The organism is Binatus sp. (SeqCode) (assembly GCF_036522015.1).
GTDB lineage: Bacteria > Desulfobacterota > Binatia > Binatales > Binataceae > Binatus.
Genome location: NZ_DATDGQ010000293.1, coordinates 1 through 12830 on the forward strand (window position 1 = coordinate 1; position 12830 = coordinate 12830).

General features: G+C 60.6%; 11 protein-coding genes and 1 tRNA gene. 6 read left to right on the forward strand and 6 right to left on the reverse strand.

Annotated features, from left to right (window positions below):
• Positions 1-618: 618 nt before the first annotated feature.
• Positions 619-2610, reverse strand: a complete 1992-nt coding sequence (locus VIW95_RS12420) for a ribonuclease catalytic domain-containing protein (protein WP_331586919.1) — start codon at positions 2608-2610, stop codon at positions 619-621.
• A 73-nt stretch (positions 2611-2683) separates the two neighbouring features.
• On the opposite strand from VIW95_RS12420, the gene VIW95_RS12425 reads away from it, so the two are divergent.
• The gene (locus VIW95_RS12425; protein ID WP_331586921.1) at positions 2684-2899 is read left to right on the forward strand and encodes a hypothetical protein; all 216 of its coding nucleotides are present in this window, start codon (positions 2684-2686) and stop codon (positions 2897-2899) included.
• Entirely contained in the window at positions 2874-3926 is a 1053-nt protein-coding gene (locus tag VIW95_RS12430) for a hypothetical protein (RefSeq protein WP_331586923.1), read from the forward strand. Before VIW95_RS12425 ends, VIW95_RS12430 begins: the two co-directional genes overlap by 26 nt.
• A gap of 15 nt (positions 3927-3941) precedes the next feature.
• Here the strand turns inward: VIW95_RS12430 and VIW95_RS12435 are convergent, their stop codons facing one another.
• The gene (locus VIW95_RS12435; RefSeq protein ID WP_331586925.1) at positions 3942-4628 is read right to left on the reverse strand and encodes a hypothetical protein; all 687 of its coding nucleotides are present in this window, start codon (positions 4626-4628) and stop codon (positions 3942-3944) included.
• 140 nt (positions 4629-4768) lie between these two features.
• On the opposite strand from VIW95_RS12435, the gene VIW95_RS12440 reads away from it, so the two are divergent.
• Together VIW95_RS12440 and VIW95_RS12445 are read left to right on the forward strand one after the other, a co-directional pair.
• On the forward strand, positions 4769-6301 hold the full coding sequence (locus VIW95_RS12440) for a sulfatase (RefSeq protein WP_331586927.1): 1533 nt from the start codon (positions 4769-4771) through the stop codon (positions 6299-6301).
• A gap of 20 nt (positions 6302-6321) precedes the next feature.
• Positions 6322-6732, forward strand: a complete 411-nt coding sequence (locus tag VIW95_RS12445; RefSeq protein ID WP_331586929.1) for a GFA family protein — start codon at positions 6322-6324, stop codon at positions 6730-6732.
• Between the two features lie 36 nt (positions 6733-6768).
• Here VIW95_RS12445 and VIW95_RS12450 read toward each other — a convergent pair whose 3' ends face one another.
• From VIW95_RS12450 to VIW95_RS12460, 3 genes are all read right to left on the reverse strand, one after another.
• Positions 6769-8340 (reverse strand): fused MFS/spermidine synthase, encoded by a 1572-nt coding sequence (locus VIW95_RS12450; protein WP_331586931.1) that lies wholly within the window; start codon positions 8338-8340, stop codon positions 6769-6771.
• A gap of 201 nt (positions 8341-8541) precedes the next feature.
• Positions 8542-9054, reverse strand: a complete 513-nt coding sequence (locus VIW95_RS12455; RefSeq protein WP_331586933.1) for a hypothetical protein — start codon at positions 9052-9054, stop codon at positions 8542-8544.
• Between the two features lie 70 nt (positions 9055-9124).
• Positions 9125-9664 carry a hypothetical protein gene (locus VIW95_RS12460; protein ID WP_331586935.1) on the reverse strand — a complete coding sequence of 180 codons (540 nt, stop codon included), beginning with the start codon at positions 9662-9664 and terminating at the stop codon, positions 9125-9127.
• Positions 9665-9776: 112 nt separating this feature from the next.
• Here VIW95_RS12460 and VIW95_RS12465 point away from each other — a divergent pair.
• Positions 9777-9864 (forward strand) — tRNA-Leu (locus VIW95_RS12465).
• 1222 nt (positions 9865-11086) lie between these two features.
• The gene (locus VIW95_RS12470; protein WP_331586937.1) at positions 11087-11521 is read left to right on the forward strand and encodes an integrase core domain-containing protein; all 435 of its coding nucleotides are present in this window, start codon (positions 11087-11089) and stop codon (positions 11519-11521) included.
• Between the two features lie 124 nt (positions 11522-11645).
• Here VIW95_RS12470 and shc read toward each other — a convergent pair.
• Positions 11646-12830 (reverse strand): squalene--hopene cyclase (shc, locus tag VIW95_RS12475; protein WP_331586939.1); only part of this gene is annotated, 1185 nt, incomplete at its 5' end.

The following is a 12830-nucleotide window of genomic DNA, read 5'->3' on the forward strand; positions in this document are numbered from 1 at the left end:
CAATATTGAATCGATCGACCGGTGGCGCTTAGAGCAGGACACACTACACGAGATGTAGGACTGCCAGGCGCGCGTAGCTTGGGGGAAAAGGGGGAGTTGGGGAAAGAGGGGAGTCACGTAGGGGCGTCCGCAAGGACGCCCGGCGTGGCGAAATTCCCGGGCTTCATGGGACGAAGGTGAGCGTCGAGGAGAGACTATGCGTTTGACTATTATCGCGGGATTGATAGTGGGCGCGTCGCTGGCGATTCAGTCGATGCTGGGCGCCCACGCCAGGACAAGAGTCGGTCAGGCGGCGAGTGCAGTTCGCGTCGATGGACATGCAGTCGCGCAGTGGTATGTCGCGATGGATGGTCGGCATAGCGGGGTCATCTCGCGAGTACGCGCGGCACCATCGTACGAACCTGATTTGATTGCGGCAGCGAGGAACCGTGCCGACATTCGTCATTCTAAGTGCAGCGAAGAATTGTCATCCTGACAGAGTGAGCAACGCGAAGGGAGGACATGGCTTCTGGCCTCCGGACAGCTTCGCGCACGCGAAGCCGGTTCCGGTTTCTGAAATCGCGCAGCGCTCCTTTCTCGAAAACCAAGACAGCGGCTGAAGGTGGCGAGGCGGATCAATCAGACAGTTCTAATTGCGCCCGTCGCGGCCTCATCAGCAGGCCCCACGAAATCGAAAGCGAGCCATCCGCGCAGCGGATCAACGCGGCTCACTTGCACCAGTATCGGCATCTGATTCGGCAGGCTGGGGGCGCCATGCAACGTTCCTCGCACTGTGTAATCGACGAGTTCTGCGCTCTGGCCTTCGCGCGCGACGTAAGCGAGAAGAGGGCCGTCCTGGGCGTGGCGTTCCAGGTAGCGGAGAATCCAGTAGCGCTTGGCGCGTCGTTCGAGTTCGCGACCCGATACTTCCGCATTCTCTGCGCCGGCTAGCACGGTCAGTAATTCATCGACAGTGTAAATCGGCGGCGTTTCGTGATTGCGATTCGCAAGCGCGCCAAGCAGTTGCCGCTGCAGCACCAGGTCGGCGTAGCGGCGGATCGGCGAGCTCAACTGTGCGTAAAAGTCGACCCCGATTCCGGCATGATATTCCGGATGCAGCGACAGCCGTGGGCGCATCGACGCCATGTCGCCCCCGAGTTGCGGCTGCACGCGATAGATGATCGGGATCCGGTTCGCTGCGGCGTAGCGGGCCGCGACGAAATTGCTCAGCACCATGAACTCCGCCACCAGCGTGCGACCGGCGGACGCGTTGTCGAGCACTGCTATCTCCACGTCGTCGCCGCGCACGCGGACCTTCGCCTCGCGCCGCTGCACGAGCACTGCGCCGGCGCTCCGGCGCCGCTGGCGAAGCTGGATCGCGGCAGCGCTTAGTCGTGCGACGGTAGCGGCGGTGTCGTCGCCGTCGGTTCCCGACTCGAGGATGCGATCGACCTGGTCGTAGTCGAGCCGGCGCATGATTGGGATTCGCGCGGGATAGATCGACGCATCGAGCAACTCGCCGTCAGCCGACAATCGCACGTCGGTCGTCATCACCGGGCGATCTTCACCGGCAACCAAACTCGCGGCGCGGCAAGAAATCGGATCGGGCAGCATCCTGATCGTGGCTTCAGGCAGATAGACCGTGGTCGCGCGCGAGGCCGCCTCCTGATCCATCGCGCCGCCCTTGGCGACGAAATCCGCGACCAGCGCGATGTGTACGCGGACGCGCATGCCGCCGTCGGCGAGCGCCTCGCAACTGAGTGCGTCATCAACCTCAACCGTGTCTTCGTCATCGACGGTGACGGCGAATCCGCCGTCGGAGATCGCGCGCGGGCCGGGCACCGCCGCGGACGCCTCCTTCATCACGGCGTCGCTGAACTCGTCCTTGAGGCCGGCGATGAATGCGAAGCGCGGTACGCCAAGCGGTGCGCCGAGTCGCTCGAGAATTTCGAAAGCTGCCTCGGCCGGATCGACGTCGGGCGCCGCCTGCGCGAGCATCTGGGTCATGTCGCGGCTGCGCGTGAACGGGTTCTTGAGATAGCGCGAGAGCTCTTCGATAAGCGCGGACGCTTCGTCGGCGGGCGGCTTTTCGGCGCCGTTGAGGACGTCGCGCAGATGCTTCTGGGTTTTGCGAGAGTCCTGGCTGCGCGCGCGAATCCGATCGTTCTGAATTCGCAACCGTTCGACCTGGTCGGGCGTGCGCGGCACGAAATCCATGTGGCGGCGGACGAAGTAGGTTCGATCGTTGAGCAGCGCCTCGAGCATCACGGAGGCGGCCGCGTTCGAGCGTCGCCCAAAAAACAATTCGGCGAGTTCCACGGCTGAAAAACTGCGGCTCTGCTCCTGCGCGACTTGCCATAGCAACTCGAGATCGAGTTCGGCGGCGAGCTCGGCGCGCTCATGTTCGAGCTCTGCGAGCGCATCAGCGACGTTTTCGCGATCGGCGCGTCGCTCCGGATGGCGCATCAGGACGAGATCGCGCGGGACCAGTCGTTCGTGTCCCGCGGAATCGATCACTGCGAGATGGCGTTCCTGTTCGCGGGTGACGAGGGCAGCTTTGAGCCGGCCCTGATCGAGGTACTCAATGATGGTGCCGATATATTTAACTGGTAATGACACGTCTGAATTCATTTTGACGACCGCAGCGACCTAAGACTATATGGAAGGACGAACAATCGCGGGAAAGTGTATCGAGCGAGGCCGCTTGAGCAAAAAAATTCAGATCGACGTGCCCGACGAGCTGTTCGGGCAACTCATGCGGGTCGCGGAGGCTATGGGGATCTCGAATGCCGAGGAAGCCGCGACGGTGGGGCTGGCCGAGTGGGTTTCGCGCCGCAAGTCGGAGCTCGACGATCGGGACCCGAACGAAAAGTACGCAGTCAACGAGGCACTTGATGAACTTTTCGAAAAGAAAAAGTAATTTTTCAATCCTTTCAGTGTTCGCCGTCGGCTTGGCTGTCGTCGCACTGACAATTGCCGCGTTGCCCGGATTGACCAATTCGATCGCGCGCGCTTCGGGTGCGGGTCTCGACGTTGAAGTCCCGTTCGAGATCGCGGCGCTGAAGACGCCCGGCCTCGTCGCGCCGTACTTTCTGCAAGACAACCACGGCACCATGGTGGTGTCGGACCAGGCGGGAGGAGTTTACTCGGTCACGCTCGGCGGCAAGGTGACCCCGCTCGCGGACAAGACGAAGATCAAGAATCCGGCGGGAGTCGCGATTGGTCCGGCGGGATTTGGATCGTATCAGGGAAGCATTTTCGTGCTTGCCGCGGTTGGTGACATAAAGGGGCCGTGCGAGGTCGAACGAATCGACAAGTCTGGCGCGGTCAGCACCTTCGCGAAGCTGCCCGATCCGGCCGCGACCGAATGCCGGGACCTGGAGTTTGGCGCGGCCGGCTCACCGTTCGCGGGCAAGCTTTATGCGGTGGCCAGCGGCAACGCGTCGATCTACGCGATCGACTCGTCGGGCAAGGCGAGCGCGTTTGGCACTTACAACAAGCCGGTCGTATTCGAGCTGACCACGATTTCGTTTCCACCCGCGTCCGATGCGAAGGCGGCCGGCATGATGCTGGTCGGGATGCGTGCGCAGGGGAGTTTTGCGGCGAAGGTCGGCCGCATCAGCATGATCGGCGCCGACGGCAAGATGAAGGATGAAGTTTACCTGGTCGGATTTATCCGACCGTCGGGCTTCGCGTGGTCGCCGTCGAGTTTCGGTTCATACAGCGACGAGTTGATGATTGCGGATACTGGCAAATTTGCTTCCGAGAACAGCAACGAGCGGGACGGCACTGTTTACCGGGTGGAGAAGGAGATCGCGCGCGGGTTCGCCACTGGTCTGATGGACCCGACGGACATGAAGTTCATCGGCAGCAAGGCGGTGATTTGCGATCCGGCCGAAAAGGGCAAGGGGCAGGGCGCGATCGTGATTATCTCGTCGCTGCTGTAGGCGCGAACTTCTCGATCAATGCCACGGTTCGCTGACGACTTGGGTGTCGCCGGTTTCGCGATCAACCAGCAGCATCTCGACGTGGCTGTATTGTCCCTTCGGGAAGAAGACGTAGCCGCTGACGGTGAAGTTCTTGCGGACTTCCTCCGGCTTGAGTGAGAGCGCCTCGATTTGCTGATTGGCCTGCTGGTCGGCTTTCGATTGGCCCCTTTCGGCACCGCTGAAAACACCCCATCCACCGCCGAACGCGCTGCTGATCAGCGTGCCGGCACCCGGAGATCCGAAGCCCCAGCCGCCGGATCTGCCTGCCGCTCCTGCGACTGCTCCGGCGGCCGCTCCCAGAGCGGCGCCACCGACGCCGCTGACTGCGGCGCTCTTCACCGCACCTTCGAGTTCCTTCGCGCTGCCGGCTTGCCGAGCGGCTTCGCCCGGCGGTAGAGGAGCGACGCGCTCGCCGAAGTCGTTGAGCGCGAACACCTGGCTCGGCACGACGGAGCGCGTCGCGTCGGTGCCGTTGGCAATCGATACGTAAACGGGCGTGACCTCGCCGACGGTCGGCGCTGCGGCGACGCTTACCGCGAGCTCGCCCTGTTGCGGAGTCGCGACGCCGTTGGGGGTATGTGCGATCGGCGGCGGCGCCACGGCGCATCCGGTAATCGCGATTGCTGTCACGATTGCGAGTCGAGTTTTGATTCGTTTCATGAGAGCCATTTACAACATTCCATTTCAGTCTTTGGCGTGACGCAAGTCTATACCCGCTGCCTCGCACCTATAGACGTGGCTCAGCGCCTGAAGTTTCAATGCTTTACCGGGCGGCTTTCGCCTCTGCTAGGATTCATTCGATGAGTGCGGACCAAATCGCGGCGCGACGCCCGAAAAAACCGAACAACGCAATCGTAATACTGCTCGACAGCCTCAATCGTCACATGCTCGGCGCGTACGGCGGGCGCGAGTTCGCCACGCCCAACCTCGACGCTTTCGCGCGCCGCGCGGTTCGTTTCGATCGTCATTACTCGGGCTCGCTGCCATGCATCCCGGCGCGTCACGACATTCTTTGCGGCGCGATCGATTTTTTGTGGAAGCCGTGGGGCTCGATCGAAATCTGGGAGCGGCCGCTGACGGCGTATCTTCGCGCGGCCGGCGTCGTTACCAAGCTGGTCTCGGATCATCCGCACCTGTTTGAAGTCGGCGGCGAGAACTATCACACCGATTTCACGGCGTGGGATTACCAGCGCGGGCATGAGAGCGACCCGTGGCAGACGCGGCCCGACCCGAGCTGGGTCGGCGCGCCGTCGTTCGCGCGCGGGCATACGGCGTACGACAATTCGCGCGGCTATTTTCGCGGCGAGACGGATTTTCCGGGACCGCGTACGATGGCGGCGGCGACGCAATGGCTCGAGCGCTCGGCGCGCAGTCACGATCGCTTCATGCTGTTCGTCGACGAGTTCGATCCGCACGAGCCCTTCGATACGCCGGAGCCGTACGCCTCGATGTACGATTCGTCGTGGCAGGGGGCGCATATGATCTGGCCGCCGTACGTGCGCGGCGCGCTGGCGCATGGCGTCCTCACCCTCGAGCAGGCGCGCCAGATTCGCGCGTGCTACGGCGCGAAGCTGACGATGATCGACGCGTGGCTCGGCAAGCTGCTTGCGGCAATCGAGCGCGGCGGATTCTACGACGACACCGCCGTGATCGTATGCACCGATCACGGCCATTACCTGGGCGAGAAGGACATCTGGGGCAAACCCGCGGTGCCGATTTACGAACCGCTCGGGCATACGCCGTTGTTGATTGCGATGCCGGCAGTCGGCAACGGAAATGTCGATGCGCTTACGACTAATGTTGATATATGTGCGACGCTCGCGGAAATTTTCGGCGTCGAGATGGCGCATCGAACGCATGGGCGCTCGATGCTGCCGCTCACTACTGGTGCGACGCGTTCAATTCGCGACTGGGCGCTGGCGGGAGTATGGGGACGCGAGGTTCATCTGATCGACGCGGACACGAAATACGCGCGCGCGCCGTCGGGCGACAACGCGCCGCTCAGCCTGTGGTCGAATCGATGGTCCACGATGCCGATACATCACATGCCGCAAATCCAGCTGCCGCCGCCGGACGAGCGGGCGGTGCTGGACAGGATGCCGGGCGCGAGAATTCCGGTAATCCGGCAACCGTATCGAGCCGGCGATTTACTGCCGTTCTGGGCGATGGGCAAGTTCAGTGGTAATCATTTGTATCGGGTGCGCGACGATCCGGCGGAAGAAGCGAACCTGGCGGGCAGCAGTCAAGAAAAGCGCGCGGCCGAAAAACTTCGCGCAGCGCTGATAGAGATGGACGCGCCAAAAGATCAACTGGAGCGCCTCGCGCTCGCGTAACATCGATGAGGAGAAATCCGATGGCATCAAAAATTGTTGGTGGATGCATGTGCGGTGCGGTTCGTTACGAGTCCACGACTGACGCCGTAATGCAGGCAAGCTGCTACTGCCGCGATTGTCAGCGATCGACGGGCGCCGCCTTCGCTCCGGTCCTGCTGGTTCCGAAAGAGGCGTTCAAGCTGACCAAGGGAGAGCTGAAGCAGTACGAGGTGACAGGCGACAGCGGCAACAAGGTCAGCCGCGGCTTTTGCGCCAACTGCGGCTCGCCGATCATGACCATCCTCTCCGGGATGCCGTTTACGGCGATCAAGGCCGGCAGCCTGGACGATCCTAACCAGTTTAGGCCGACTGCGAGCATCTTTGTCGCCAGCGCGCCGGCATGGGCGCCGCATTTCCCGGGCGTGACGACGTTCCCGCGAAACCCCGGTTGATACGCGCGAATCGTTTCAAGTTTCGCCAGGGGTCAGTCACTTCAGAATCTGAAACAGGTTGCTGTGGTCGTCGGTCCAAAGCCGGACTTTCCGGCGCGAGGCCAACGACTGTAGCCGGCCTGCGAATGCGGCCTGGCCGAGGACTGAATTGTTGCGCGCCAGAACTATCCAATCGCTGGGTTTGACCAATGGACCGCTCGACTGATGGACGCTGCCGGAGGTCAACCCGAAGTGCCTGGCGATTTCCTCAATGACGGGCTGAAGGTCGATGTAGCGGTTGGTGACGTGGATGGCAAGGATTCCGTCTGGGGTTAATTCGCGCAGGTAAACCTCGAACGCTTCGATTGTCAGCAGATGTACCGGTATCGCGTCGCCTGAGAACGCGTCGAGTACGAGTACGTCGAACGACTGGGGACTCCCATTAGCCAGTTCACGCTCCATCGAAAGCCGCGCGTCGCCCGGCACGATAACGATTCGCGCGCGCGAATCGCTCAGATAGGTGAAGTACCCATTCTCATCGGTCGCGATTTTCGTGACAGAAGGATTGATCTCGTAAAAACGAAAGTAGTCTCCCGGCAGCCCGTACGCGGCTATCGTTCCGCCGCCGAGGCCAATCGCGCCCACTCGGAGCGTGCGGTCCCGCGGATTGCACGCGAACCTGCGCGGATGATTGAGCAAGGTCAATCCGATGGCGCTGTCGCGACCATAATACGTAGTGGGCTCGCGTCTCTTGTCCGCAGCAGAATACTGCTCGCCATGTATGATCTGACCATGCCGCAACATGTAGTAATGGCTCTCAGGGTTCTGACTATCGACTGAGTAAACGGCGAGCGCCCCGTAAAAGTTGCGAGTGGCTATCAGGCTGTTGGCGCGGTTCCCCTCGATATTTACTACCAACACGCCGCCGGTGACGATCAATCCCAGGACTGCGCACGCCTGCAGTATTGAACCGGGCCATCTTCGCGCGAGCTGCGAATGCTTTTGAAACGCCACCGCCGACATCAACCCCACGGCCAGAAAGCATGGGAGTAAGTGAGGCGCCATCCGATGGACTGCTCCAGCAGTGAAGGTTGCGCCGATCAGCTCGGGTAATGCGAGTGCGCCCGACAGCAAGACCATCGCAACCACCGGCCGGCGTTGGTGAATCCATGAGTCCGGGTCTCGCATCAAAACAATGAAGAGCAACAGCAGGCTGCTCCAGATTGCAACATGAAATTCCCACAAGCCGGTGAATAGCCAGGGCGCAATCGCTACTACGAAGATGCCGCCAAGTGCGCCGCCTATCGCAACCATCAGGTAAAACGATGTGAGGTATCGCTCATGCGGCTTCAGTTTGACCAACTCGCCGTGACAAACCATGCAGATGGTGAATAGCAACATCGAGTAAGTGACTATTTGAGTCTCGATGCTGATCTCAGGACTGGATAGAACGACGAGCGCCAGGAACACTGTGGCGCCCAGCGCCGGATGAAAGACGCTGCGGCGATACCATCGCTGATTATCGAAACAAATGATGAATGAGAACAGGTAGATCGCCAGCGGCAGCACCCACAAAAACGGAATGACGGCGACCTGTTGGCAGACCTGGTTGGTGGTAGCCAGCAGCATCACGGACGGGACCGTAGCCAGCGCAATCCAGAGAACTCGAGTCGACCAGGCAGGGAGTGCGACCCCTCGTGGGTCGGATTTCGCAACGTCTAGGTTTGCGGACGGTGGAACATGGTAGATCTGTCGCGCGGACAGTCCGACACCTATGGCGAAAGCCACGAATAGTATTGACCACACGATCGCTTGCGCCTTGAGAGTTAGCTATGGTTCTACCACGAAAGGATAGGTCAATAACGCGAGTAAGGATCCGACGTTGGATAGTGCATAGAGTCGATAGGGCGAGGTGTCTTGGTGCGATTGCGCGATCCAGGTCTGTAGCAGCGGTCCAGTGGTCGATAGGACGAAGAAAGGGAGTCCTATGCTGACCAGCAAGAGAATGAAAATTCTCGCGACCGGGAAATCAGGACTCAGCGGCTTCCAGTTCGGGCCGGGCGTGATTGGAGATTGCCAGATGAGCGCCAAAGCGCCCATCAGCAGAACGCACGCGGACACAATCGCGAGGTGAACAATCACCTGCCGGCGAGGCTGCAGACGAGCAGCGATTAGATGCGAGTATGCGTACCCCGCGACCAGCAGCAACTGAAAAAACAACATGCAGGTGATCCATACCGCTGAGGTACCGCCGAACCACGGCAGAATGTATCGCGCTATCAGTGGTTCAATCTGGAACAGCAGGAAGGCGCCGGCGAAGATTGTAGTGGCATAGATGAGCATCGGCGGGCTTAGTCGCTGGCAGACGCCAAGACCTCCAGGCCCATCTCATGGGGAGCAATTGTGCGGCCAGCTAGTGGTGACCTCCGTGACCGAAACCGTGACCGCCACCGCCAAAATTGCGCCCGCCTCCTCCGCCGTGGGGGCCACCGCCACCGCCGCCGCCAATATGAGGGATGGGGGCGACTCCGCCGATCCAGAAAATCGGCGGAGGGAAAAATCCACCGTTCAAAGCGTTCAACGAGGCGACCTGCTGGTCGTCGGACTGGGCGGCGTACTGTGCAGCGTCGTTCTGATGCTGCGACGCCAGTTGGAAGCGATCGAAGTCGCTCTGATGTCCTTCATAGACGCATGCGCAAACGTCAGGGTCGTAATACCAATAGACCGTGCCCGATTGGGCGGCGTAGCTGCGAATCTCGTGCGGCGGCAGCTCTTCGACGAGCCCGACCTTATCGTCTGTGTCGAGTTTGATATTGGTGAAGCCGGCGTCGGAGAGCATCGCCTCGGTCTTGCGAATAGTCTCGGGCTTCGAAGCTTCATAACGGCGGTATATGGCACAGCCCGATACAGTCAGCGCTAAAAGAATTGCGACAATGAATCGTTTGTGTGGCAAGCGCCGTCGAGCATATACGCATCGCGCGCGAGACTGAATGAACAATCGCACTAGCGCGCGCCATCTTCGCGCGCAGGCGTGTTTATGATTTAACGATCCTGCGCGCTGACGGGCCGGGGTGGCGAAATGGCATACGCAGAGGACTTAAAATCCTCTGGAGCGCAAGTTCCGTGCGGGTTCGAGTCCCGCCCCCGGCACCAAAAACGCCAACTATTTGAAGGATTTCTCCTGAATTGTTGATAGCTGGCAATCGCTCGCGGAAAGCTGACGTTGAAAGAACTTTGAAAGAGTCTCTACCATGGGCCGTGAGGCCCATGCGTCGCGCATTTAGGATTCGCTGTTGATGGGACAATCATCTATTTGCCGCCAACCGAAAGCTTGGGTTCCCACTTGGCGTGCGCCACGAGCGATTCGCGCCCTGGGAAGTCGCTCATCCGCGCTGCAGGACCGCTATCGCTGAAAAGCACGAACGACGCCCACGCGAAGGGGTGGGCATAGCTACGGTCCTGTCGGTGATCGCGATGAACGCAGAGACTTCGCGAGCCACGATGAGTCCTCGACGAAGCGAGTTAAACACGGCGGATTAAGCGCAACCGATACGCGCAGCACACATTCTCGGGTAGCCCTACCATTTGCGTGCGCGTCCACCCTCGAGCGTTGGAGGCGCGACTAGGGTCGATCGGACGACAGACGCTCATGCGGCACTTTGGTAGAAAGGGGGCGCTGGCTGGTGTTTGCCCCCCTTTCACCAGTTGGCTTCGGGCTGGCGTGTTCACGTGCGCTGGCCCGTTCTTTTTCAGGCTACGTCGTCAGGCGCGGATCATCGGTTGCGATGCAGAGCGCCGCTCTAGATTTCAATGCGCCCTGACGTGTCGCGTCCTTGGGCAAGGTTGCCGCAGGTGGGTTTGATCCAAGAGAGAGATTGTATTCCTCCTGATCTCGCTTAATAAACGATTTGCGGTCGGCGTTGCACTCCTCCACTGATTTATAGCTACCCATGTGTTCCCATTTGACGAGAGGCGCACTTTTAGCGGGATGTCCGTCCTCGTCAACATCCGGAGGCACTATTAAAAGCCAACCCATGAGCGCGAGCCCGGCTGCGTGGCGGGGGTTCATCTTCTCTTTTTGGTAGACCGATCGCCTTGAAAGCGAAAGGCGAAGTCTTTCGACCCGGTGTGGCTGTCCTGAAAATCCTCCTTAAGCTTGCTGTGTGTGGCGAATTGCTGATGCTCGGCATCGAAGTCGCTCAATCAACCGTGGCGAGGTACATGACCAAGCGCCAGGGGCCACGCTCCCAAGGTTGGAAGACGTTTCCTGTGCAATCGCGCTGATGGCATTGCTTCGCTTGATCTTTTCGTGGTGCGAACGATCTCGTTCAAGCTGCGCTACGGCTTGGTCATTCTTCGGCACACGCGAAGACGATTGGTTCGCATCAGCGTGACGAGCAATCCGACTGCCGAGTGGATTGCAGGTCAAGTAACTGATGCCTTTCCTTGGGACGAAGCGCCGGGGCACCTGATTCGCGACCGCGACGGCGTGTTCGGTCCAGCCTACACCCGACGCGTTCGTGCAATGGAGATCCGCGATCATCCTACCGCACCGCGCTCGCCGTGGCAGAATGGACATGTCGAGCGGCTCATCGGATCGATACGTCGCGAATCTCTCGACCACCTCATCGTGTTCGGCGAAGCGCACTTGCGCGCTGCCCTGAAGGCTTACGCTTCGTACTACAATGAGGTCCGGACCCATCTCTCATTGGATAAAGATGCTCCAGGTTTTCGGCGAACACAGAAGATCGGTCGCGTCGCAGCGATAGAAATCCTCGGCGGTCTCCATCATCAATACGTCCGGCTTTAGGTTTTGAAGAGGCACACCGGCTCCGTTTTAGATCCGAAGATACTCACTGACGCCGCACCGGAGATTTGATCAACTGGGCGATGCCCAACGCGGGGAATCCGCAGAAGGCGCAGTGCGATGGCGCTTATCGAGTTCTTGAGCGCGGCGCGATTCTCTTTCGGAAACGACCGAGCGCCATCATTGGAAAGTAATGCGCGTACATGTGGTAGCGCAAGTAGAGGTGTTTCGGGAAACCGGTGCCGGTAAACTCGCTGTCTACCCACCGCCCCTCGTCGTTCTGCCGTTCCTCGAGCCACGCCACCCCGCGCATCGCGTTTTCGCTGAGCTCGTCGTCTCCCGCAAGCAATCCGATCAGCGCCCAGGCGGTCTGCGACGGCGTGCTCGTGCCCTTGCCCTTGAGTGCGGGATCGTTGTCGGCGAGACAAGTCTCGCCCCAGCCACCATCCGGATTCTGCACCGACCTGAGCCATCCGACCGCCCGTTTAATCCAGGGTTCGCCCAGGTCGACACCGATCGCGCGCAGCCCCGAGAGAGCCGAGAAAGTGCCGTAGATATAGCTGACGCCCCAGCGGCCCCACCACGAACCATCGCTCTCCTGGTTGCGCTTGAGCCACATTATCGCCCGGCGCGCCACCGGATGGTCGGCGTGATAGCCCACTGCGCCCATCATCTCCAACACGCGTCCGGTCAGATCCGCGCAGGTCGGGTCGGTCGCAGCCTCTAGGTCGGCAAAGGGCGTCTGGTTCAGCCACTCGGAGTCGTTGTCGACGTCGAAGGCGGCAAAACCGCCGTCCTGCGATTGCATTCCCATCACCCAGTTCGCGCCAAGCTTGATCGCGTGCTCGAGCACCGCGGCGTCATCATGCGCCACCTGGGCCAGGACCATCAGGATCACCGCCGAATCGTCCACATCGGGGTACCAGTCATTGTAAAACTCGAACGCCCATCCGCCGGGCTCCAGGTCCGGACGCTTGATCGACCAGTCGCCTTTCTTGAAGATCTGATGCTCGATCAGCCATTTCGCGGCGTGCCGGAGCGCCGGATGGTCGCCCGGCAAACCAGTGTCGAGCAGCGCCTTGGCCGCCAGCGCTGTATCCCAATTGGGTGACACGCATGGTTGGTAAATGATCGAATCGCCCAGGTCCCAGATCAGTTCGCGCACCGCCTCCAGCGCCTTGACGATCACCGGATGTTCGTTCCGGTAGCCGAGTCCCTTCAAGGCCATCGGCGTCAAGATGTAGCAGGGCTGAATTCCGCCCCATGAGCCGTTGGCGTCCTGATGCTCGAGAAGCCAGTCCTCGCAGTGCCG